A 21,403-nucleotide genomic window follows, 5' to 3' on the forward strand; every position below is an offset into this window, starting at 1 on the left:
CGATCGAACGAACCCGGCCAGACGTACGCCGGCCCACGCGCCGGACACGGCGAGGGGCCCGGAGGTTCGCCGTGAACCTCCGGGCCCCTGTCGCCCGTGCCGTCCGTCGCCCGCGGGTCAGTCCTGCGGTCGCTTGGGCCGCCAGACCACCAACGCGCTCGTCTGCTGCACCTCCTGGTACGGCACCAGGTCGCGCCGGTAGGAGGCGTGCACCGCCGCCTCGCGCTGGCGCATCGCCGCCGCCGCGCCGTCCACCGCCGCCTGGAGCTCGGCCACGCGCTGCTGGAGCGCGGCGACCTGGTTCTCCAGTTCGATGATGCGCTTGATGCCGGCCAGGTTGATGCCCTCGTCCTGCGACAACTGCTGCACCTGACGCAGCAGTTCGATGTCACGGGCCGAGTAGCGCCGGCCCCGGCCGGGGGTCCGGTCGGGCGAGACCAGGCCCAGACGGTCGTACTGACGCAGTGTCTGCGGGTGCAGACCGGAGAGCTGGGCCGCCACCGAGATGACGTAGACCGGGGTCTCCTCGGTCAGTTCGTACGGGTTGCGACGACGGCCGTCCATCTCTGTCATGCTCCCTTCGCGGCCTGGAACAGCTCCGCCCGTGGGTCCTCGCCCACGGTCGCCTCGCGATACGCCTCGAGCGCGTCACGAGCCTTCCCCGTCACGTCCTTCGGGACACTCACCTCGACGGTGACCAACAGGTCCCCGCGGGTGCCGTCCTTACGGACCGCGCCCTTGCCCCGGGCGCGCATCGTACGGCCGTTGGGCGTGCCCGGCGGCACCTTCAGGGTGACCGGCGGTCCGCCCAGGGTGGGGACCCTGACCTCGCCGCCGAGCGCCGCCTCCGCGAACGTCACCGGGACGGTCACCGTGAGGTTGTCGCCCTTGCGGCCGAAGACGGGGTGCGCGGAGACGTGCACCGTGACGTACAGGTCGCCCGCGGGGCCGCCCCGTTCGCCCGGCGCGCCCTTGCCGCGCAGCCGGATGCGCTGCCCGTCGGACACCCCGGCCGGGATGCGGACCTGCATGGTGCGCGAGGACTTGGCGCGCCCGGAGCCCTTGCAGACCTCGCAGGGGTTCTCCGCGATCAGGCCGCGGCCCTTGCAGTCCGGGCAGGGGTCGGTGAGGGAGAACCCGCCGCCGGAGCCCCGGGCGACCTGGCCGGTGCCGACGCACGTCGGGCACACCCGCGGGTTGCCGTTCGCGTCGCCGGTGCCCGAACAGGCCTTGCACGGTGCCTGCGAGGACATGCGCAGCGGGACCGTCGCCCCCTCGATCGCCTCGGTGAAGCTGAGACTGACCTCGGTGTCGATGTCCTGGCCGCGCCGCGGCTGGGTACGGGTCGTGCCCGTGCCGCCGCGGTTGAAGAGGCCCCCGAAGACGTCTCCGAGTCCGCCGCCGAAGCCGCCGGCCCCGGAGCCCCCGCCCTGCGCGCCGCCTCCGAAGAGGTCGCCCAGGTCGAAGTTGAAGGAGCCGCCGCCCGCGCCCGGCCCCGGACGGAAACCGCCGTTGCCGAAGAGGGTGCGGGCCTCGTCGTACTCCTTGCGCTTCTTGGGGTCGCCGAGGACGTCGTTCGCCTCGGAGATCTCCTTGAAGCGCTCCTCGGCCTTGGCGTTGCCCTTGTTCGCGTCCGGGTGGTACTCGCGGGCGAGCTTGCGGTACGCCTTCTTGATCTCGGCCTCGGTGGCGTCCTTGGGGACGCCGAGGACCTTGTAGTAGTCCTTCTCGATGAAGTCCTTCGTACTCATCCCCGACGTACCCCCTTTCCGGTGTTCCGCTCGGTGTCTACGTCAGCCCTCCTCAGGGCCGTTGTCCTTCTTCTCCTCGGCCGCCTCGGAACTCTCCTCGGCCTTGACCGGCTGCGCGCCCGGCTGCGGTTCGGCGACCGCCACCCGCGCGGGGCGGATGGTGCGTTCGCCGATGCGATACCCGGGCTGCAGGATCGCCACGCAGGTCGTCTCGGTGACGTCCGGCGCGTAGGAGTGCATCAGGGCCTCGTGGATCGTCGGGTCGAAGGGCTCGCCCTCTTTGCCGAACTGCTGCAGGCCCATCTTCGCCGCGACGGTCTCCAGCGACTCCGCGACGGACTTGAACCCGCCGACGAGTTCGCCGTGTTCCCGCGCGCGGCCGATGTCGTCGAGCACGGGCAGGAGTTCGGTCAGGAGGTTCGCGATGGCGATCTCCTTGACCGTGATCCGGTCCCGCTCCACACGGCGGCGGTAGTTCTGGAACTCGGCCTGCAGCCGCTGGAGGTCCGCGGTGCGCTCCTCGAGCGCCTTGCGCACCTGGTCCAGCTGGGCCGTCAGACCGGCGATCTGCGCTGCGTCCCCGGCCGGGGCCGCCCCCTCGGAGGCGGCCTTCGGCTCGGCGTCGTCAGAGGTGGCGCCGGAGGGGACGTCGGGCTTCTCCTCGAAGCCCGGGGTCTCCTCCGTCACGCGGCACCGTCCTTGCGCTCGTCGTCCACGATCTCGGCGTCGACCACGTCGTCGTCGGCCTTCGGGGCCTCGGCGTCGGCGGACGCGCCACCGGCGGCCTGGGCGTCGGCGTACATGGCCTGGCCGAGCTTCTGCGAGACGGCCGCGACCTTCTCCGTGGCGGTGCGGATCTCGGCGGTGTCCTCGCCCTTGAGCGCGGCCTTCAGCTCCTCGATGGACGCCTCGACCTCGGTCTTGATCTCGCCGGGGACCTTGTCCTCGTTGTCCTTGAGGAACTTCTCCGTCTGGTAGACGAGCTGCTCGCCCTGGTTGCGGGTCTCGGCGGCCTCGCGGCGGCGGTGGTCCTCCTCCGCGTACTGCTCGGCCTCCTGGCGCATGCGGTCGACCTCGTCCTTCGGCAGCGAGGAGCCGCCGGTGACGGTCATCTTCTGCTCCTTGCCCGTGCCCAGGTCCTTCGCGGTCACGTGCATGATGCCGTTGGCGTCGATGTCGAAGGACACCTCGATCTGCGGGACGCCGCGGGGCGCCGGCGGCAGACCGGTCAGCTCGAACATGCCGAGCTTCTTGTTGTACGCCGCGATCTCGCGCTCGCCCTGGTAGACCTGGATCTGCACGGAGGGCTGGTTGTCCTCGGCGGTGGTGAAGATCTCGGACCGCTTGGTCGGGATCGTCGTGTTCCGCTCGATGAGCTTGGTCATGATGCCGCCCTTGGTCTCGATGCCGAGGGACAGCGGGGTCACGTCGAGGAGCAGGACGTCCTTGACCTCACCCTTGAGGACACCGGCCTGGAGCGAGGCGCCGATGGCGACGACCTCGTCCGGGTTCACGCCCTTGTTCGCCTCCTTGCCGCCGGTCAGCTCCTTGACGAGCTCGGCGACGGCGGGCATACGGGTGGAGCCACCGACCAGGACGACGTGGTCGATCTCGTTGATCGAGATGCCGGCGTCCTTGATGACGTTGTGGAACGGCGTCTTGCAGCGCTCCAGCAGGTCCGCGGTCAGCTGCTGGAACTGGGCGCGGGTGAGCTTCTCGTCCAGGTGCAGCGGGCCCTCGGCGGAGGCCGTGATGTAGGGCAGGTTGATCGAGGTCTCGGTGGACGAGGACAGCTCGATCTTGGCCTTCTCGGCGGCCTCACGCAGACGCTGCAGGGCCATCTTGTCCTTGCCGAGGTCCACGCCGTGACCGCCGGCGAACTGCTTGACCAGGTAGTCGACGATGCGCTGGTCCCAGTCGTCACCACCGAGGTGGTTGTCACCGTTGGTGGCCTTCACCTCGACCACGCCGTCGCCGATCTCCAGCAGCGAGACGTCGAACGTACCGCCACCGAGGTCGAAGACGAGGATCGTCTGGTCGTCCTTGTCGAGGCCGTACGCGAGCGCGGCCGCGGTCGGCTCGTTCACGATGCGCAGGACGTTCAGACCGGCGATCTCGCCGGCCTCCTTGGTCGCCTGGCGCTCGGAGTCGTTGAAGTAGGCGGGGACGGTGATGACCGCGTCCGTGACCTTCTCGCCCAGGTAGGACTCGGCGTCGCGCTTCAGCTTCTGCAGGATGAAGGCGGAGATCTGCTGCGGGTTGAAGTCCTTCCCGTCCAGCTGGATCTTCCAGTCCGTGCCCATGTGGCGCTTCACGGAGCGGATGGTCCGGTCCACGTTGGTGACCGCCTGACGCTTGGCCACCTCTCCGACGAGCACCTCACCGTTCTTGGCGAAGGCGACGACGGACGGCGTGGTCCTGGCGCCCTCGGCGTTGGTGATGACGGTGGGCTCGCCGCCCTCCAGAACGCTGACGACGGAGTTAGTCGTGCCCAGGTCGATGCCGACCGCACGTGCCATGGTTGATTCCTCCAGCTGACTTGAGTGGAACGGACTCAAGTGTGCACGACGCCCGCCGATGGGTCAACAGACCTGAGTCGCCACGACTCAAGTCTTATCCGTTCCTTACACGCAACTGGCCTCTGACCTGCGTCGATACCGAACCCCTAGGGGGATAATCGGGGACACGAAGGAGTGAGAGAACCAGCACGAGCGCCCCGCCCGCCACCCAGAACACCCCGGACCGCGCGACCCATCCCAGGTGCACGAGCACCCCGACGAGTACCCCCACGAACGCCCCGAGACCGAGCAGCACCGTCGCCCCCGGCGGGGTCAGCCCGGTCCGCCGCAGCCGGTGCGCGAGATGGTCGGGCCCGCGCCGCAGCAGCGGCCGCCCGGTCAGCCGCCGCCCCAGCACCACCAGGAGGACGTCGGCGCCCGCGACGGCGGTGAGGCTGAACAGCACGCCCGCGCTGGAGGCGAGCCCGTACCCGGCCCGCGTGAACACGGCGGAGGCGGCCAGCACGAACCCCGTGAACAGCGAGCCGCACGCACCGAGCCCCACGCGCGCGGGATGCCAGTTGTGCATCAGGAACCCGGTCAGCGCGGCCGCGAGCACGCTCAGCAGCACCGCGAGCCCGTCCATCACCTCGGCCGCCGCGCAGGCCCCCACCCCGAAGGCGGTGACGACCCCCACGGTCCCGGCGAGCGCGTCGGCATGGTCGAGCGCCCGGAAGGCGAGGGTGACGAAGACGATCCAGCCGACGGCGAGCAGCCCCGCCCCGAGCCCGGTCTCCTCGTACGGCACCACCGAGGCCGCCGCCACGGCCGTACCGACGACCAGCACCCGGGCCTTCACCCGCCGCACGTCGGCGACCAGCCCGAGCAGGGCGACGGCGCCTCCCGCGACGAGCAGCCGGCCGACCCCGTCGCCGAGCCGCGTCACCCCCGCCCAGTCCCCGCCGACCGCGACGGCACAACTGGCGGTCACCACGGCGACCCCGCCGAACAGCGGCAACGGCCGCTGGCGTCGGCGGTCGACGACCCCGAGGCGCAGGGCGGGCACCCGCAGCAGCGCGCTGAGCACGGCGGCGAGCAGAAGGGCTGAGGTTGCGGCGGCGATCCCGTAGAGCACGGGTCTAAGTTAGGGGCGAATGTAGCAATTTGGTACGAATAACACGATCGGATCGTCCCGGACCTTTGAGGTCACCCTCAGCGACGCAGATCACCGCACCCCTGACTACAGTGCGGCGGAGAATGTGGGTAGTCTCAGACGGACTGCATAAGTTACCGCTTAGTAATGTCGAGGATTCCCTCGAAGAAACCCTCGCAGGCCCGAGGAGCCCCGAAATGCAACTCGCCGCGATCATCGTGTCGCTGGTCCTGATCGTGGTTGGCGTCGCCCTGTTCGCGCGCGCCATCCTGCAGATCTACACCTTCATGCGGCTCGGCCAGAACGTGCCCGCCGGTACCCGTACCGACGAGCCCGTCCAGCGCACCGTCACGGTGGCCAGGGAGTTCCTCGGCCACACCCGGATGAACCGCTGGGGCGTCGTCGGCGTGGCGCACTGGTTCGTGGCGGTGGGCTTCTTCACCCTGCTGCTGACGATCGTCAACGCCATCGGTCAGCTCTTCCAGGCCGACTGGCTCCTGCCGGTCCTCGGCGACTGGACCCCGTACAACGTCTTCGTCGAGTTCATCGGCACGATGACCGTGCTCGGCATCCTGGTCCTGATCGGCATCCGGCAGCTGAGCCACCCGCGCCGGCCGGGCCGCAAGTCCCGGTTCGCCGGCTCCAACTTCGGCCAGGCCTACTTCGTCGAGACGGTCATCCTCGTCGTCGGCGTCTGCATCTTCATGCTGCACGCCCTCGAAGGCGCCCAGCACCACGTGAGCGGCTACGAGACCTCGTTCTTCATCTCCTACCCGGTGGTCCACTGGCTCGCGGGCATGGACGTCTCCACGCTGCAGAACCTCACCTACTTCTTCGCCGGCCTGAAGATCGCGACCTCGTTCATCTGGATGATCGTCGTCGCCCTGAAGACCGACATGGGCGTGGCCTGGCACCGCTTCCTCGCCTTCCCGAACATCTGGTTCAAGCGCAACGCCACCGGCGAGACCTCGCTCGGCGCCCTGCTGCCGATGACCTCGGGCGGCAAGCCGATCGACTTCACCGACCCCGGCGACGACGACGTCTTCGGCGTCTCCCAGGTCGAGCAGTTCTCCTGGAAGGGCCTGCTCGACTTCTCCACCTGCACCGAGTGCGGCCGCTGCCAGTCGCAGTGCCCCGCCTGGAACACGGGCAAGCCCCTGTCCCCCAAGCTCCTGATCATGTCCCTGCGCGACCACGCGCACGCCAAGGCGCCCTACCTGCTCGCGGGCGGCGGCAAGTCCATGGAGGGCGAGGAGAAGGCCTCCGAGGAGCAGCTCGCCGGTGTGCCGGCCGCCGCCCTCGCGGAGGCCGAGCGCCCGCTGATCGGCACCGCCGAGGAGAACGGCGTCATCGACCCGGACGTCCTGTGGTCCTGCACGACCTGCGGCGCCTGCGTCGAGCAGTGCCCCGTCGACATCGAGCACATCGACCACATCGTCGACATGCGCCGCTACCAGGTCATGATCGAGTCGGCCTTCCCCTCCGAGGCGGGCACGATGCTCAAGAACCTGGAGAAGAAGGGCAACCCCTGGGGCCTGGCCAAGAAGCAGCGCCTGGAGTGGCTCAAGGAGGTCGACTTCGAGGTCCCGGTCGTCGGCCAGGACATCGAGGACCTCACCGAGGTCGAGTACCTGTACTGGGTCGGCTGCGCGGGCTCCCTCGAGGACCGCGCCAAGAAGACCACGAAGGCGTTCGCCGAACTCCTCCACATCGCCGGCGTGAAGTTCGCGATCATGGGCGGCGACGAGAAGTGCACCGGTGACTCCGCGCGCCGCCTCGGCAACGAGCCCCTGTTCCAGGAGCTCGGCATGGAGAACGTCATGGCGCTGAACATGGCGTTCGGCGAGGAGCTGGACGACGACGGCAAGGTGGTCCCGGAGTCCGCCAAGCCGAAGTCGGCGAAGAAGATCGTCGCCACCTGCCCGCACTGCCTCAACACGATCGGCAACGAGTACCCGCAGCTCGGCGGCGACTACGAGGTCATCCACCACACCCAGCTGCTGCAGCACCTGGTCGACGAGGGCAAGCTGGTCCCGGTCACCCCGGTCGAGGGCATCATCACCTACCACGACCCCTGCTACCTGGGCCGCCACAACAAGATCTACACGCCCCCGCGCGAGATCATCGCGGGCGTCCCGGGCCTGCGCAACGAGGAGATGCACCGCCACAAGGAGCGCGGCTTCTGCTGCGGCGCGGGCGGCGCACGGATGTGGATGGAGGAACGGATCGGCAAGCGCATCAACAACGAGCGCGTCGACGAGGCCCTCTCCCTCAACCCCGACATCGTCTCGACGGCCTGCCCGTTCTGCCTGGTCATGCTCACGGACTCGGTGAACGGCAAGAAGAACGACGGCAAGGCGAAGGAATCCATCCAGGTGGTGGACGTAGCACAGCTGCTCCTCGACTCCGTCAAGACCCCGACCGACCCGGCGGGCGAGGAGAAGTCGGAGAGCGCCCCGGAACCGGAGCCGGTGAAGTAGCCCGTACGCAGCGCGGCGCCCCCTGTCTCCCACGAGCCAGGGGGCGCCGTCGTAAGCGCTGCTAGGCCCCCTTCGGCCCCGCCTGCTGCACCACGTCGAACGACCAGAGGGTGGACCCGGACGCCGCGGGCTTCGGCCGCTCGCCGCCACCCTCACCACCCCCCTGGTGGGCGGACTTCATCGGCCCTTCCATCCAGGCCTGAAACGCCTCCTCGTCCCGCCAACGCGTGTACACGAGATACTGCTCGGTCCCCTCGACCGGCCGCAGCAGCTCGAACCACTCGAACCCGTCGGAGCTCTCCACAGCATGGGCCCGCGAGGCGAACCGCTTCTCCAGGATCTCCCGCTGCTCAGCGGGAACGGTCAGTACGTTGATCTTGACTACGCTCATGGGTTCATCCTGCCGCAGGGGCGATGAGAAGGGCGTGAGCGGCCGGCTCAGTTGATGGTGAGGGCGGCGGAGTCGTTGCGGCCGTTCGGATCGAAGGCGGGCCGGTGGGAGTGGGCCGGATCCGGGCCCCAGTTCAGCTGGACGCTGCCCGCGGCGTGGGTGATCACGTCGTCGACCCGCAGGGTCAGGGAGAAGTCGGCGACCTGTCCCCTGGGCACGAGGTAGCCCGGCAGGTGACAGACGTAGGGTCCCTTGGCCGCGGCGGTCGGATTGTCCTCCTGCCACGGATCGCAGTCGGCCGAATGGCCGACGACGGTGGTGCCGGGCGGGAGCGTCACCCAGGCGGTGGGCACTCCGTCACCACCGCTGCGGTCGTACAGGGTCGCCGGACCGTTGGCGGCCAGGTGGAAGCGGAGGGTCGCGGTCTTGCCCGCACCCGCTTGAGCACTCGCGCCGGAGACCGCGAAGTCGGCCGTGTTGCGGGCCTTGAGGGACGCGATCCCGTAGTCCGTGACGGTGCCGTCCTGCGGCAGGGAGACGGATCCCGCCGGGACCGAGGAGTGCCGGCCTGCCTTGATCACCCTCAGTTTGAGCGCGGGCGCGGTCTTCTTGCCCCACGTCCACTTCATGCCCGGGCCGTCCGGCCAACCTGGCTGGCCGAGAGGCGCGGTGAGGACGTCGAGGTAGGTGAACAGGGCGGTGGAGTTCACGTGCAGGCGCACCGGGGCGGACAGGGCGGCCGTCTCCGCGATGTCGATGGCGCCCTTGGGGTAGCACCTGGCGAGGTGGACGACGCCGTCGGACCCGTACTGGCAGTTGGAGTAGTGGTCGACGAAGTCCAGGCCGGGTGAGACCGCCAGGACGGTCTGCACACCGCGGGCGGGACGGTTGCCGACGTTGCTGAACTGGACCGGCTCCGTGAGGTTGCTGCCGACCTTCAGATCGGTGTGATCGGCGAGGCGGTTCAGGCCGAAGGACGGCCCTCCCACGGTGACCGATCCCGTGCCGCCCACGATCTGCGCGTGCGCGGACCGGCCGGTGATCTTGTACGTTCCCGTGGCGCCCAGCCGGCTGCCTCGGAGCGCGGTCAGGGTCAGCTGGGTCTCGGACCCGAGTCCGTTCTTCGGATCGGAGCCGGACTCGAACATCTCCCCACACGTGGCCACCAGGCCATGGGCGGTGCAGTTGCTCGAGAACGTCACCTTGGCGATCTTCGACAGACCCCGGGCGTCCACGGTCAGCGTGGCGTCGTACGCCTGGAGGTTCTTGGTCTTGGTGTGGAACTCGAAGGACACGCCCGCCGTGGCGGGAGCGGCCGGCAGGGCCGCCGGAGCCGGCGCGTCCAGCGTGATCACCGGCTGGCTGGAAGTGGCGACGGCCGGACCCGCGACCAGCAGCGATGCGGCCAGACCGGCAGCAGAGGCGAACACCGCGGTTAAGCCGGTGAGGGAGTTACGTCTCATCAACGTCCTTATGTGGGAAGGGGTTTGCGTGGGTTCGGTGAACGGAACCGGTGCGACCTTAGATCACTGGTACGACAAACGCCCACGCCTATTCCTGTCACACGACCGGCTCGCCGATGCCCAGCAGGTTGCCCTCGCTGTCGTGGAACCAGGCGCCGCGCTCGCCCCGGTAGCCCTTGCTGGGGTAGTGGCCCTCGACCTCGGCGATGCCGTCCACGGTCCGCAGTCCCGGCACGTCCACGTCCTCGAACTCCACGCCCCGGCGCCTGAGTTCGGCGACGACCGCCTCGATGTCCGACACCTCCCAGGCCATCTGCGTGAAGGTGCCGGGCGAGGCGCCGGTCGACCGGAAGAGGACGAAGTCCACGCCGCCGCACCGGTACAGCAGACCGCCGGGCCGCTCGTCCACGGGCTCCAGGCCGAGCACCTCGGCATAGAAGCGCCGGGCACGGTCGAGGTCCTGTGCGGGCAGCCGGGTGGCGACCCTTCCTGCGGCCAGGAGCCTCCGTGCGTCCGGGGCGTCGTTGTCCTCCATGTCTCCACTGTGCCGCCTTCGGCAGACAGCGACGCTCACCGAACTCTTGTACAACCCTTACGGTCCATCGGAGGTCTCCCCTGCGCGACACCACGATGCAGGAGTCACCCGCGCCCCTTGGAGCCCTTCTTGCCCAGCCGTACCCGCGCGAGCTCCCGGCACCGTCCCATCGACCGGGGGCGGCCGTCCGGCACCCCCGACTGCCGCAGGAGAAACCGCATGCACCAGCCACTCCGCCTCGCCCTCGCGACGGCCACCGCCGTCGCGCTGACGGGCGGGCTGCTCACGTTCACCGCCGCCACCGCGTCCGCCGCCGACTCCGTCCGCGTCAAGCAGGCCGACTTCAACGGCGACGGCATCGGCGACATCGCCACCTCGGCGGCGACCGCCTCCGTCGGCGGCCAGAAGAACGCGGGCCAGATCGTCGCCCTCTACGGCAGCGTCACCGGCATCTCCTCCGCCAAGCGCTCCACCATCAGCCAGAACACGCCCGGCGTCCCGGGCACCGCCGAGGCCGGCGACGAGTTCGGCGCGGACCTGGTGTACGCCGACTTCAACGGCGACGGCTACGACGACCTCGCCGTCTCCTCCCCGAACGAGAAGCTCGGCACCGACGTCAACGCCGGCTCCCTCGCCATCCTGCTGGGCTCCAGGAGCGGCCTCACCGGCAAGAGCATCGACGTCCCGGACCCGGCCCCCTCCTCGCACGACTTCTGGGGCAAGAATCTGGCCGCCGGCGACTTCGACGGCGACGGCAAGGCCGACCTGGCCGTCGGCAGCTCCTCCAACGTCGTCTACGTCTACAAGGGCGGCTTCAGCAACGCCGGCACCCCCGGCGGCCGCTACACCATCAAGCCGCCGATCCAGTCGGGCACCGACGACTTCCCGTACGGCCCGCTGCACCTGACCGCCGGTGACGTCAACGGCGACGGCCGCACCGACCTGATCGTCGACGGCTACGAGACCCGAACCTCCCGCGGCTGGAACACCAACTACTGGATCCCCGGCTCCGCGAACGGCCTCACCGTCGCCGGCGCCAAGACCCTCAAGACCGGCGTCGTCACCGGCATCGGCGACATCAACGGCGACGGCTACGGCGACATCGTCAGCGGCGCCTCCTGGGACGCGACGGCCGGTGACGGCGCGACGATCCCGGACTCCGCCACCGGCGGCAAGGTGAACATCACCTACGGCTCCGCGTCCGGGCCCGCCTCGACCACCGGCGTCACCCAGAACACCGGCAACGTCCCCGGCTCCTCCGAGAAGGGCGACGGCTTCGGCTGGGACCTCGACCTCGGCGACGTCAACGGCGACGGCTACCAGGACCTCGTCGTCAGCTCCCCGAACGAGGACCTCGGCGCCAACACCAACACCGGCTCGGTCACCGTCCTGTACGGCTCCGCGTCCGGTCTGAACACCTCCTCCGGCATGCAGGGCATCGCCCAGAGCACGCCGGGCGTCCCCGGCGACGACGAGAAGAGCGACCTCTTCGGCGCCGACGTCAAGCTCGACGACGTCAACGGCGACGGCCGGGCCGACCTGCTGGTGGGCTCGTACGAGAACGGCGGCGACGGCGCGGTCACCTACCTGCCCTCCGACGGCAGTAAGATCACCGCGACCGGCTCCCGGGCCCTGTCCGCGAGCGCGGTCGGCGTCTCCACCACGGGGACACCGCAGTTCGGCGCCCTGTTCGCGGACTGACGCACCGCCAGGCCGGCCGGCGGACTCGCCGGCCGACGCGGCTGCTTGGCTCTCCCTAGGGGGTGCCTTTGCCGTCCCCTTAGGGGATGTCACAGCTCGGCAGCAAAGCCGGGTCCGGACCGCCGGGCCCGGCACGCCGCTCTCCGGCACCAGGTACGTTCGAAGACGTGGCTGGATTCAGGATCGGACGCGGCGGCAGGAACAACGGCGCTCCGCACACGCGACCGCAAAACCCCCCGCAGGGACAGCAGGCGCCGCAGGGGCCGCCGTACGGCTACCCGCCCGCGCCGCAGCCCTACCAGGGGCAGCAGCAGTACGGCGGCGGATACGGGGGCGGCTACGGCGGCCGGGAGGAGCCGGAGTACTTCGGCGACGGCGGCTACGCCCCGCAGGGGAACCCCGACCCCTACGCGGCCGACAACCCGGGCAACACCCAGGCGTTCGCGGTGGGCGAGGACCCGTACAGCCAGGGCGGCACCTACCGCGCGGGCTCGGCCCCGGCCGGTCCCATCGGCCCGCGCCTGCACTGGAAGGACCTGCTGAGGGGGATCGTCCTCTCCCCCAACCAGACCTTCCTCCAGATGCGCGACTACACGATGTGGGGCCCCGCCCTCGTCGTCACCTTCCTCTACGGCCTGCTCGCCGTCTTCGGCTTCGACGGAGCCCGTTCGGACGCGATCCACGCGACGCTCTCCAACGCCGTGCCGATCGTCCTGACGACGGCCGTCGCGATGGTCCTGTCCGCCTTCGTCCTGGGCGTGGTGACCCACACCCTCGCCCGCCAGCTGGGCGGTGACGGCGCCTGGCAGCCCACGGTCGGCCTCTCCATGCTGATCATGTCCGTCACGGACGCCCCCCGCCTGGTCTTCGCCATGTTCTTCGGCGGCAACGCGACCTTCGTCCAGTTCCTCGGCTGGGCCACCTGGATCGCGGCGGGCGGCCTGCTGACCATGATGGTCGCCCGCTCCCACGACCTGCCCTGGCCCAAGGCCCTGGGCGCCTCGTCCATCCAGCTGATCGCCCTGCTGTCGATCGTGAAGCTGGGGACGTTCTAGTCAGGGCTTCCGATCAGGGCTTCTAGTCCTGCAGGAAGGCGAGGATGTCGGGGTTGAGGACGTCCGGGTGGGTCGACAGCATCCCGTGCGGCAGCCCCTCGTAACTCTTGAGCGTGCCGTTCTTCAGGAGCTTGACCGTCAGCGGCGCCGAGTCCTCGTACGGGACGACCTGGTCGTCGGTTCCGTGCGCGACGAGGACCGGCACGTCGATCTGCCGGAGGTCCTCGGTGAAGTCGGTCTCGGAGAACGCCTTGACGCACTCGTAGTGGGCGTTGGCCGCGCCCATCATGCCCTGCCGCCACCAGTTGTCGATCAGCCCCTGCGACACCTGGGCGCCGGGCCGGTTGAAGCCGTAGAACGGCCCCGCGGGCACGTCGAGGTAGAACTGCGCGCGGTTGGCGGCGAGAGCCTCGCGGAAGCCGTCGAAGACCTCGATGGGCAGGCCGCCCGGGTTGGCCGGCGACTTGACCATGACCGGCGGTACGGCGCCCACCAGCACCGCCTTCGCGACGCGGCCGGGCTTGGCGCGGGCGACGTAGCGCGCGACCTCCCCACCGCCGGTGGAGTGGCCGACGTGGAACGCCTCCCGCAGGTCGAGCGCGTCCGTGAGGGCGGCGACGTCGGCTGCGTAGGTGTCCATGTCGTGGCCGGTGGCGGTCTGACTGGAGCGTCCGTGGCCGCGGCGGTCGTGGGCGATGACGCGGTACCCGTGCGCCAGGAAGAACAGCATCTGGGTGTCCCAGTCGTCGGCGCTCAGCGGCCATCCGTGGTGGAAGACGATCGCGCGGGCGTCGCGTGGCCCCCAGTCCTTGTAGAAGAGGGTGGTGCCGTCATCGGTGGTGACTGTGCCCATGGCTGTCCTCCGCTCGGCGGTCCGGACGTACCCGGCCCACGGTACGCGCGGGCCGCGAACGCCGCCCCCGGACGACGAGATCGAGGTGGGGGATCTTGCGGAGGTGCCGGGCGTCGGTCACCCTGGCGTGATGGGGGGCACGTTGGTACGGAGGGCGGCGCGGGCGGCGCTGTGGACGGTGTTGTGCGCGCTGCTGGCAGCCGTCCCGTTGGGGATCTCGCTGCTGTCGCTGCGGTTCGTGCTGGACGAGCAGCGCGGGGGGCACCACACCCTGGTCCTCCTGTTCACCGCCGCGGCACAACTGCTGGCCTTCGGTGGGTTCATGCCCCTGCTCTTCTACGTCAACCACCGCTGGGCCGACCGGACCGGCAAACGGAACGCGGTGGTCTGCTGGGCCGGAATCGTCGTCGTCCTCCTCGGCTGGTTGGGGGCCCTCATCTCCGGCAGGGGGGACGTCGACCAGCAGATCCTGCACGACCGCGGGGTGACGGAAGCAGGCGTGGTCACCAAGTACGAGAAGGTCCAGGGCGACAACGGCGGCACCATGGAGGTCGTGGCAACGGTGCGTCTCACCGACGGCACGACGACCACCGTCAGCGGCTACGACCCGAAACGCGACAGCGCCGTGCAGGTCACCGTCGACCCCCTGCACCGGGCCGACCCGCAGTTCGGCCGGCCTCCGGGCGCACCCGACAGAGTGGACCTGAAGGTGTGCGCCGCGATCCTGACCGTCGGCTACCTCGTAGCGGCGAGCGGCATCGCCGGCCCCCTCGCCGAAGCCCTCACCTCCCGAGGACCACGCCGCCGAGGAACCCCGACGGACGAAACACCGGCCGACAAGGCGCCTTCCTACGGCTAGGAACCGCGCTCCTCAGAGGTCCCCGACTTCCGCACCGCAGGCAGAACGGACCACGGGAAGTTGATCCAGTCATCGGTGCGCTTCCACACGTACTCGCACTTCACCAGCGACTGCGACTTCTCGTAGATGACGGCCGAGCGGACCTCGGCGACGTGGTCGAGGCAGAAGTCGCGGACCAGCTTGAGCGTCTTGCCGGTGTCGGCGACGTCGTCGGTGACGAGGACCCTCTTGTCGGAGAAGTCGATGAGGTTGGGGACGGGGGCGAGCATGACGGGCATCTCGAGGGTGGTGCCCACGCCCGTGTAGAACTCGACGTTCACCAGGTGGAGGTTCTTGCACTCGAGGGCGTAGGCGAGCCCGCCGGCCACGAAGACGCCGCCGCGGGCGATGCTCAGCACGATGTCCGGCTCGTACCCGTCGTCGACGATGGTCTGCGCGAGCTCCCGGACGGCGACCCCGAAGGCCTCGTACGTGAGGTTCTCGCGGACCTCGCTCATACCTGCGTCCGGTGGAAGTTGAGGTACGACCGGGAGGCGGTGGGCCCGCGCTGCCCCTGGTACCGGGAGCCGTACCGCTCGCTGCCGTAGGGGAACTCGGCCGGTGAGGTGAGCCGGAACAGGCACAGCTGGCCGATCTTCATCCCCGGCCACAGCTTGATGGGGAGCGTGGCGAGGTTGGACAGCTCGAGGGTCACGTGCCCGGAGAAGCCGGGGTCGATGAAGCCGGCCGTGGAGTGGGTGACGAGCCCGAGCCGGCCGAGGGAGCTCTTGCCCTCCAGTCGGGAGGCGAGGTCGGTCGGGAGCGTGATGACCTCGTACGTCGAGGCGAGCACGAACTCGCCGGGGTGCAGGATGAACGGCTCGTCGCCCTCGGGCTCCACGAGCCGGGTGAGGTCCACCTGCTCGATGGAGGGGTCGATGTGCGGGTACTTGTGGTTCTCGAACACCCGGAAGTACCGGTCCAGCCGTACGTCGACACTCGACGGCTGCACCATGGATTCGTCGTAGGGATCGATCACCACCCGCCCGGCGTCGATCTCGGCCCGGATGTCCTTGTCTGAGAGAAGCACGCCCCGAGGATACGCAAGGCGCGTGGACGGCCCACAATCGCGCCGCACCACACGCCTCTCGTCTCACACCTCAGCTGTCACCGCCGCGCGCTACCGCTTCTCCAGATCGACCGGCACGACACTGCGGAGCCGGGCACAGCGTGGGCACCTCACCAGCCGGCCGGGGCCGAGCCGCTCGGCCTGCTGCATCGGGAACGAAGCGGTGCTGAACACGTGCCCATCGGCACAACGGACGACGGTGCGCTCCATCAAATCCATGAGTCCCTTCCCCAAGAGCCGCGTCCGGATGCTGCTCTCCGGACGACAAATGCCACATTACGGGATCAACGGAACGACCCTCCAGGCGGCACTCCGACCACGCCCGGACCCTCTCCCACCCCTCCACCGTACGCCCCAACTCCCGCCCCCCGCAGCCCCGTCACACCCCCGAAACACACTCAGGCCCCACGGCTTCAGCGCCGGGGGCCTGGCATGAGGTAGGGTAACGATGCGTCCCGACACCGACTCGGTCGGCGTCTTACGCGGGTGTAGTTTAATGGTAGAACATCAGCTTCCCAAGCTGAGAGCGCGAGTTCGATTCTCGTCACCCGCTCTTCTTGAAGCCCCAGGTCAGCGGCCTGGGGCTCTTTTGTGGCGGGCTCTCTGTCGCGTTTTCCGGCACACAAGGCACCCGAAGATTGGGCACGCGGAGGGCACGAGTGCTTGCCGAGTGCCATCCACTCGCCACTCCCATTGCCGAAACCCGCCGCTGACCTGCCGTTTCATGGCACCCACCGCAGTGATCGCCGATGAGACTCTCAGCCTGCCGCTCCCCCCTCGGACCGACAGGGCGCTTTCCTGCCCTGCAGAGCAGAGGGGACGGCAGTCTCAACTTGCCACGTAAGACAGTTCGTCTTACATTGATTGCATGGCTGACACCATCACGATCCGCAGCGACTCGGAGACCGAGCACGCTCTGGATGTTCTCACCCATGACGGCAGCTCACGCTCGGCGGCCATCCGCCAAGCCGTGCTCGAAGCCGCCCTGCGAAAGGAGCGGGCCGCCGCGATGCGTCGCGCCGTCCTGCGTATGCCGCTCGGTGAACCGGACGGCATCGACATCGCCGCGGAGATCGCCCACAGCCGCGAGGACGAGCGCTGATGATCTATCTCGACTCGGCCGCCGTCGTGAAACTCGTCCACGCCGAGTCCGAGTCGCAGGCATTGCGCGACTGGCTCGACGGACGAGCGGAGACCGGGTGGACGAGCTCGGTTCTGATGGAGATCGAGGCATCGCGGGCCCTTGCGCGCTACGCCCCGGAGGCCGTTGCCCGGCTCCACCCGGTCCTCGACCTGATCGAGTTGGTGGAGCTGGACGCCGGCATTCGCATCTTGGCCCAGACCGTCAAACCGGTGACCGTACGGAGTCTGGACGCCATCCACCTGGCAACAGCTCTCCGCATCCGCTCCCAGCTCACCTCCTTCGTCACGTACGACAAACGACTGGCCGATGCCGCTCAAGCAGCCGAACTGACCGTCGACATGCCCACCTGAGACATCTCTTCACCGTCAGGGCCCCTGACCTGAGGCGTCGCCCGAGCAAAGCGTCACGCCACCGCCCAACTCGCCTTCATGGAACGCGCGTATGCGTCCCGTCGAAGGCGCCCGCACCGACCTCGCTTCACCCGCGTGCCCCATCCGTGCCCTTCAGAGCGGACAACAACGGTCACCAAGGGTGCGATCCCGACCCGCCACGGAAGCCTGGTCGCGCGTTACCGCAGGTCAGCACGGTATTCGGCGAGAAAGCGCCGTCGCCCCAAGCTGAGAGCGCGAGTTCGACGCGCATCGGCTTTCAGGACAGCCGCGTGAGCGATGCGTCAGGGAGCGGCGCCGGACCGGGAGGCGGTGGCGGCCGGTGCCGGTCCGGTGTCCAGGAATTCACGGATCGCGAAGCCCGCCAGCACGATGACCGCGGTCCACACCACGACCATCGTGGTCGGGTAGTTCCAGGTGAACAGGACGATCGCGGCGACCACCACGATCGCGACCCCGATCCACCGCTTGAAGCGGTGCACGAACCGCCCGACCGCCCCCAGTCGAAGCCCTCCGGAGACCGCCACATCACGCCCGGCGCCGATGCTCCGGCTGCAGCTCGTGCGCACGAGGACGGCGATCCGCGACGGGCCGCTGAGGAAGGCGCCGAGAGCTGTGACGAGGGCTGCGGCACCGAGCGCCCGTACACCGGCGCGCAGGAACTTGATCAGCGCGTCGTACACCGCTCCGGCGGCGGCCGACGAGGCGCCGGGGGGCAGATGGTCGAGGTACACGTCCCGGAAGACGGTGAGCATGATGCCGAGGAGCAGCATGGCCGCGAACACCGCCAACGCGGCCCCGATCAGCGCGTGCCGGCGGTTGAACGCGGTGTAGATCCCCGCGGCGGCGACCAGCAGGGCGATGACGGGCAGCCAGCCGCCCATGATCTGCAGCACCCTCATGTACGTTCTGATCTTGCCGATGTCCTTCGACTCGAACACCACGAAGTTCGTGTGGACATCCGGGATCTTCGCGGCCACGCCGAGGCCGGCGCTGACCAACCGCTCCTTGACCTTGGCCACGATGGGCGCCACGTCGATGGCCACCTGGTTGTTCTCGAGCGAGACCGCGCCGTCGGCTCTGCCCGTCAGGGCCTTGTCGAGGGCCGAGTGCACTCTGCGGTTGCCCTCCACCCAGACCGTCTCGAAGGCATTGCTGGTGACCACCCGCTCCACGGTGCCGCTGACCAGCTGCTTGAGACCGTTCGTGATCGGTCCCTGCAGATTGCCGACCAGCTGGGCCGCCTTCGGTGGCACGCCCTTCTGCGACACGGTGTCCTGCAGCTGCTTGACCAGGGCGTTCACGTCGATCTGTGCCAGCACGGCGTCGGTGACCCGCCGGGTGACCGCCTTCTGCACATCCGGATTTGTTGCCAGCGGTCCCACGGTGGCGACGTAGCGGTCCGTGTCCCGCACGATGCTGTTCGCCCAGACCGCGACGACGGACAGCAGCGACAGCAGGGCAGCGAGGAGAATCAGCAGGACGGAGCCCGTGGACCGGAACGGGTGATGTCGTGCCGCGTGCGGGCGTCCGCCACTCTCGAGGACACCCACACGGTGCCGCAGTTCATCCAGTTCGGTGCGCTCCCGGTTCGAGAGCGGCTCGTCGCCTGTGGGTGTCATGGGCACCAGAAGACCCATGTGCTGCCGCGGGCGCGAGTCGGGTGATCCCGACGAGTGAACCGCGCACGACGTGCGACCGGCGCGGTCCGATGATGCAATGGCATGGGGGACGACCACGAGCTCAGAGGTGACGCCGTGAGCGACGCATTCGACGCAGTCGACACATCCGGCGAGATGGGACCGATCGACTATCTGGTCGTCGAGTTCCCCGGCAACCGAATGACCGGCGAGGGGCTCCCCCTCCTGGTCGATCTGGTGGACCGCGGCCTCATCCGGATCCTCGACCTGACGTTCATCCGGAAGGACACCGACGGATCCGTGATCGTCCTGGAGGTCGGAGATCTCACCGGCGACGGCCAACTCGACCTGGCCGTCTTCGAAGGAGCGTCCTCCGGGCTGCTGGGCCAGGACGACCTCGAAGAGGCAGCCGCCGCCCTGGAACCCGGCAACTCCGCCGGCGTCCTGATCTACGAGAACCTCTGGGCCGCCCCGTTCGCCGCCGCCCTGCACCGCGGCGGTGCCGAGCTGGTCGCCTCCGGAAGGATTCCCGTACCGGTCGTTCTGGCCGCGCTCGACGCGACCGAGACCGCGCCCTGACGAGCAACTGGAAGCGAGAAGGGAGATCGCCATGCCGGGACTCCTCCGAGGCGTCGCCCGCACGGCCGTCGTCGCCGGAACGGCGACCGCCGTGTCGAACCGTGTATCCCGCCGACAGCAGGGGCGATGGGCGGCCCAGCAGGAGTACCAGGCGCCCGCACCGCAGCCGGCGCCTCCTGCCGAGCAGTACGCTCCCCCGGCCGCCGACATGACCAGCAAGATCGAACAGCTGAAGCAGCTGGGCGACCTCAAGGCCCAGGGGGTTCTCACCGAAGCTGAGTTCGAGGACCAGAAGCGCAAGCTGCTCGGTTCCTGACCCGCTCCGCAGTGCTGTGGATCCGGGATCTCGATCGCCGTCCGAGGCCCGCCCGCTGTTGACCCCAGGAGTGGAGGGATCCCAGATGTGCCGCTGGATCGCCTACTCGGGCACCCCCGTCCTACTCAGCCAGGTTCTGTTGGAGCCGGGCCACTCTCTGATCGACCAGAGTCTGCACTCCCGTATGGGGGTGGAGACCACCAACGGCGACGGCTTCGGTGTCGGCTGGTACGCCAGGGACACGGCCGACACTCCGGCGATCGTGCGAGACGTGGGGCCGGCCTGGAACAACCGCAACCTGCGGGAGGTCGCCCAACACGTCCGCTCGGATCTCTTCTTCGCGCACATCAGGGCGGCGACCGGGACAGCCGTGCAGCAGTCCAACTGCCATCCCTTCCGCAACGGTCGCTGGATGTGGATGCACAACGGGATGATCAACCAATTCCGCCTCCTGCGGCGTGACCTCGCCCTGGCGGTCGATCCATCGCTGTACCCCGACCTCGAGGGGACCACCGACTCCGAGCTCATGTTCCTCCTCGCCCTGACCTTCGGCCTGACGGAGGATCCGCCGGGAGCCGTGGCACGTATGGCGGGCCTCGTCGAGAGAACGGGGCACGCGCACGACGTCCGGCACCCGCTCCAGATGACCGTCGCGGTGGCCGACGGCGAGAACGTATGGGTCTTCCGCTACTCCAGCGAAGGGCGCTCACGGTCGTTGTACTTCAGTACCAAGGTGGACACCCTGCGCGCACTCCACCCGGACGCGGAGTTCCTCCGGGACCTCTCCGACGAGACCCGCCTCGTCGTGTCCGAACCGCTGGGCGACCTCCCCGGCGCCTGGAACGAGGTACCGGAGAGCAGCTACTGCATCATCCAGCCGGGCAATGACGTGATCGGCACCTTCCGGCCCGACCTCCAAGGCGCGTAGGGCTCCACCGGAGGGAGTCGGCGGTGTCCAGAACCAGGACCGCCCCGACCACGGTCCGCGGTGCGCGCCGGGCCGAGCACCGGGCCCGCGCGGACTACACGGGCGGAGTCTACGGATCCATGCTCGCGGCCTCCGTGGTGATCGGCGCCGGCTCCCTGGGCTCGTTCCCCCGCACCGAGCTGGTGCTGCTGCTGTTGCTCACCGGCGTCGTGTTCTGGATCGCGCATGTGCATGCCCACCTGTTCGGGGCGCGCCTGGCTCAGCGGGCGCTGGACCGCCGGGTGGTCCTGGACGTCTGCCGCGACGAGTGGCCGATCGTCAAGGCCGCCGTCCCGCCGGCGGCCGCGGTGGCCGTCAGCCCGCTCCTGGGACTGGATGTGCGCGGTGCCCTCTGGCTGGCTCTCTGCGTGGCCGTGGCCGGCCAGGTGGGCTGGTCCGTGGCCGCGGCACGGCACACCGGTGCTTCGCGGCGGCTCGTGGCCGCCACGGCATCGGTCAACCTGCTGCTCGGCCTGCTGATCATTTCTTTCAAGATCGTTCTGAAGCACTGACGCGATCGG

The 21,403-nt window shown here is 69.3% G+C and carries 22 protein-coding genes and 1 tRNA gene; 11 read left to right on the top strand and 12 right to left on the bottom strand.

The window, feature by feature from the left end; genetic code table 11:
* Positions 1-117 precede the first annotated feature (117 nt).
* The 5 genes from ACIRVK_RS16120 to ACIRVK_RS16140 all read right to left on the bottom strand — a co-directional run bounded on the left by ACIRVK_RS16120 (position 118) and on the right by ACIRVK_RS16140 (position 5,384).
* A complete protein-coding gene (locus ACIRVK_RS16120) occupies positions 118-564 on the bottom strand; it encodes a heat shock protein transcriptional repressor HspR (RefSeq protein ID WP_404247616.1) in 447 nt (148 codons plus the stop codon).
* A gap of 5 nt (positions 565-569) precedes the next feature.
* Positions 570-1,751, bottom strand: a complete 1,182-nt coding sequence (dnaJ, locus tag ACIRVK_RS16125; protein ID WP_404247310.1) for a molecular chaperone DnaJ — start codon at positions 1,749-1,751, stop codon at positions 570-572.
* 42 nt (positions 1,752-1,793) lie between these two features.
* A complete protein-coding gene (gene grpE, locus ACIRVK_RS16130) occupies positions 1,794-2,438 on the bottom strand; it encodes a nucleotide exchange factor GrpE (RefSeq protein ID WP_404247312.1) in 645 nt (214 codons plus the stop codon).
* Positions 2,435-4,270, bottom strand: a complete 1,836-nt coding sequence (gene dnaK / locus ACIRVK_RS16135; protein WP_404247314.1) for a molecular chaperone DnaK — start codon at positions 4,268-4,270, stop codon at positions 2,435-2,437. Before dnaK ends, grpE begins: the two co-directional genes overlap by 4 nt.
* Before the next feature lie 94 nt (positions 4,271-4,364).
* A complete protein-coding gene (locus ACIRVK_RS16140; RefSeq protein WP_404247316.1) occupies positions 4,365-5,384 on the bottom strand; it encodes an MraY family glycosyltransferase in 1,020 nt (339 codons plus the stop codon).
* 215 nt (positions 5,385-5,599) lie between these two features.
* Here ACIRVK_RS16140 and ACIRVK_RS16145 point away from each other — a divergent pair, with 215 nt between their 5' ends.
* Complete coding sequence (locus tag ACIRVK_RS16145) at positions 5,600-7,882, top strand: (Fe-S)-binding protein (RefSeq protein ID WP_404247318.1); 2,283 nt, start codon at positions 5,600-5,602, stop codon at positions 7,880-7,882.
* 61 nt (positions 7,883-7,943) lie between these two features.
* Here the strand turns inward: ACIRVK_RS16145 and ACIRVK_RS16150 are convergent, their stop codons facing one another.
* The 3 genes from ACIRVK_RS16150 to ACIRVK_RS16160 all read right to left on the bottom strand — a co-directional run bounded on the left by ACIRVK_RS16150 (position 7,944) and on the right by ACIRVK_RS16160 (position 10,271).
* Entirely contained in the window at positions 7,944-8,273 is a 330-nt protein-coding gene (locus tag ACIRVK_RS16150; protein ID WP_404247320.1) for an antibiotic biosynthesis monooxygenase family protein, read from the bottom strand.
* A 47-nt stretch (positions 8,274-8,320) separates the two neighbouring features.
* The gene (locus tag ACIRVK_RS16155) at positions 8,321-9,736 is read right to left on the bottom strand and encodes a hypothetical protein (RefSeq protein ID WP_404247322.1); all 1,416 of its coding nucleotides are present in this window, start codon (positions 9,734-9,736) and stop codon (positions 8,321-8,323) included.
* Positions 9,737-9,833: 97 nt separating this feature from the next.
* Entirely contained in the window at positions 9,834-10,271 is a 438-nt protein-coding gene (locus ACIRVK_RS16160; RefSeq protein WP_404247324.1) for a VOC family protein, read from the bottom strand.
* A 219-nt stretch (positions 10,272-10,490) separates the two neighbouring features.
* Between ACIRVK_RS16160 and ACIRVK_RS16165 the strand changes: the two genes are divergently transcribed.
* Positions 10,491-11,972: an FG-GAP and VCBS repeat-containing protein gene (locus ACIRVK_RS16165; protein WP_404247326.1), complete on the top strand. Its 1,482-nt coding sequence runs from the start codon at positions 10,491-10,493 to the stop codon at positions 11,970-11,972.
* A gap of 86 nt (positions 11,973-12,058) precedes the next feature.
* Entirely contained in the window at positions 12,059-13,027 is a 969-nt protein-coding gene (locus ACIRVK_RS16170) for a Yip1 family protein (RefSeq protein WP_404247328.1), read from the top strand.
* Between the two features lie 22 nt (positions 13,028-13,049).
* On the opposite strand, the gene ACIRVK_RS16175 is transcribed toward ACIRVK_RS16170, so the two are convergent.
* Positions 13,050-13,880, bottom strand: a complete 831-nt coding sequence (locus ACIRVK_RS16175; RefSeq protein ID WP_404247330.1) for an alpha/beta fold hydrolase — start codon at positions 13,878-13,880, stop codon at positions 13,050-13,052.
* A gap of 130 nt (positions 13,881-14,010) precedes the next feature.
* Between ACIRVK_RS16175 and ACIRVK_RS16180 the strand changes: the two genes are divergently transcribed.
* A complete protein-coding gene (locus ACIRVK_RS16180; protein WP_404247332.1) occupies positions 14,011-14,739 on the top strand; it encodes a hypothetical protein in 729 nt (242 codons plus the stop codon).
* On the opposite strand, the gene ACIRVK_RS16185 is transcribed toward ACIRVK_RS16180, so the two are convergent.
* Together ACIRVK_RS16185 and dcd are read right to left on the bottom strand one after the other, a co-directional pair.
* Complete coding sequence (locus ACIRVK_RS16185; RefSeq protein ID WP_404247334.1) at positions 14,736-15,236, bottom strand: phosphoribosyltransferase; 501 nt, start codon at positions 15,234-15,236, stop codon at positions 14,736-14,738. The two genes, ACIRVK_RS16180 and ACIRVK_RS16185, sit on opposite strands and share 4 nt — an antisense overlap.
* The gene (dcd, locus tag ACIRVK_RS16190) at positions 15,233-15,808 is read right to left on the bottom strand and encodes a dCTP deaminase (protein ID WP_404247336.1); all 576 of its coding nucleotides are present in this window, start codon (positions 15,806-15,808) and stop codon (positions 15,233-15,235) included. The genes ACIRVK_RS16185 and dcd overlap by 4 nt, the downstream gene beginning before the upstream one ends.
* 521 nt (positions 15,809-16,329) lie before the next feature.
* Between dcd and ACIRVK_RS16195 the strand changes: the two genes are divergently transcribed.
* From ACIRVK_RS16195 to ACIRVK_RS16205, 3 genes are all read left to right on the top strand, one after another.
* Positions 16,330-16,400, top strand: a tRNA-Gly gene (locus ACIRVK_RS16195).
* A 315-nt stretch (positions 16,401-16,715) separates the two neighbouring features.
* Positions 16,716-16,949 carry a hypothetical protein gene (locus ACIRVK_RS16200; RefSeq protein WP_019070418.1) on the top strand — a complete coding sequence of 78 codons (234 nt, stop codon included), beginning with the start codon at positions 16,716-16,718 and terminating at the stop codon, positions 16,947-16,949.
* Positions 16,949-17,341 carry a type II toxin-antitoxin system VapC family toxin gene (locus ACIRVK_RS16205; protein ID WP_404247338.1) on the top strand — a complete coding sequence of 131 codons (393 nt, stop codon included), beginning with the start codon at positions 16,949-16,951 and terminating at the stop codon, positions 17,339-17,341. Before ACIRVK_RS16200 ends, ACIRVK_RS16205 begins: the two co-directional genes overlap by 1 nt.
* 323 nt (positions 17,342-17,664) lie before the next feature.
* Here the strand turns inward: ACIRVK_RS16205 and ACIRVK_RS16210 are convergent, their stop codons facing one another.
* Positions 17,665-19,002 (bottom strand): hypothetical protein, encoded by a 1,338-nt coding sequence (locus ACIRVK_RS16210; protein ID WP_404247340.1) that lies wholly within the window; start codon positions 19,000-19,002, stop codon positions 17,665-17,667.
* A gap of 174 nt (positions 19,003-19,176) precedes the next feature.
* Between ACIRVK_RS16210 and ACIRVK_RS16215 the strand changes: the two genes are divergently transcribed.
* The 4 genes from ACIRVK_RS16215 to ACIRVK_RS16230 all read left to right on the top strand — a co-directional run bounded on the left by ACIRVK_RS16215 (position 19,177) and on the right by ACIRVK_RS16230 (position 21,394).
* The gene (locus tag ACIRVK_RS16215) at positions 19,177-19,599 is read left to right on the top strand and encodes a DUF6325 family protein (RefSeq protein WP_404247618.1); all 423 of its coding nucleotides are present in this window, start codon (positions 19,177-19,179) and stop codon (positions 19,597-19,599) included.
* Positions 19,600-19,630: 31 nt separating this feature from the next.
* Positions 19,631-19,915 (top strand): SHOCT domain-containing protein, encoded by a 285-nt coding sequence (locus tag ACIRVK_RS16220; RefSeq protein WP_404247342.1) that lies wholly within the window; start codon positions 19,631-19,633, stop codon positions 19,913-19,915.
* Between the two features lie 85 nt (positions 19,916-20,000).
* Positions 20,001-20,843, top strand: a complete 843-nt coding sequence (locus tag ACIRVK_RS16225; RefSeq protein ID WP_404247344.1) for a class II glutamine amidotransferase — start codon at positions 20,001-20,003, stop codon at positions 20,841-20,843.
* 23 nt (positions 20,844-20,866) lie between these two features.
* The gene (locus tag ACIRVK_RS16230; protein WP_404247346.1) at positions 20,867-21,394 is read left to right on the top strand and encodes a hypothetical protein; all 528 of its coding nucleotides are present in this window, start codon (positions 20,867-20,869) and stop codon (positions 21,392-21,394) included.
* Positions 21,395-21,403: the final 9 nt, after the last annotated feature.

The sequence above is a fragment of the Streptomyces sp. NPDC101152 genome, assembly GCF_044768275.1.
Taxonomy (GTDB): domain Bacteria; phylum Actinomycetota; class Actinomycetes; order Streptomycetales; family Streptomycetaceae; genus Streptomyces.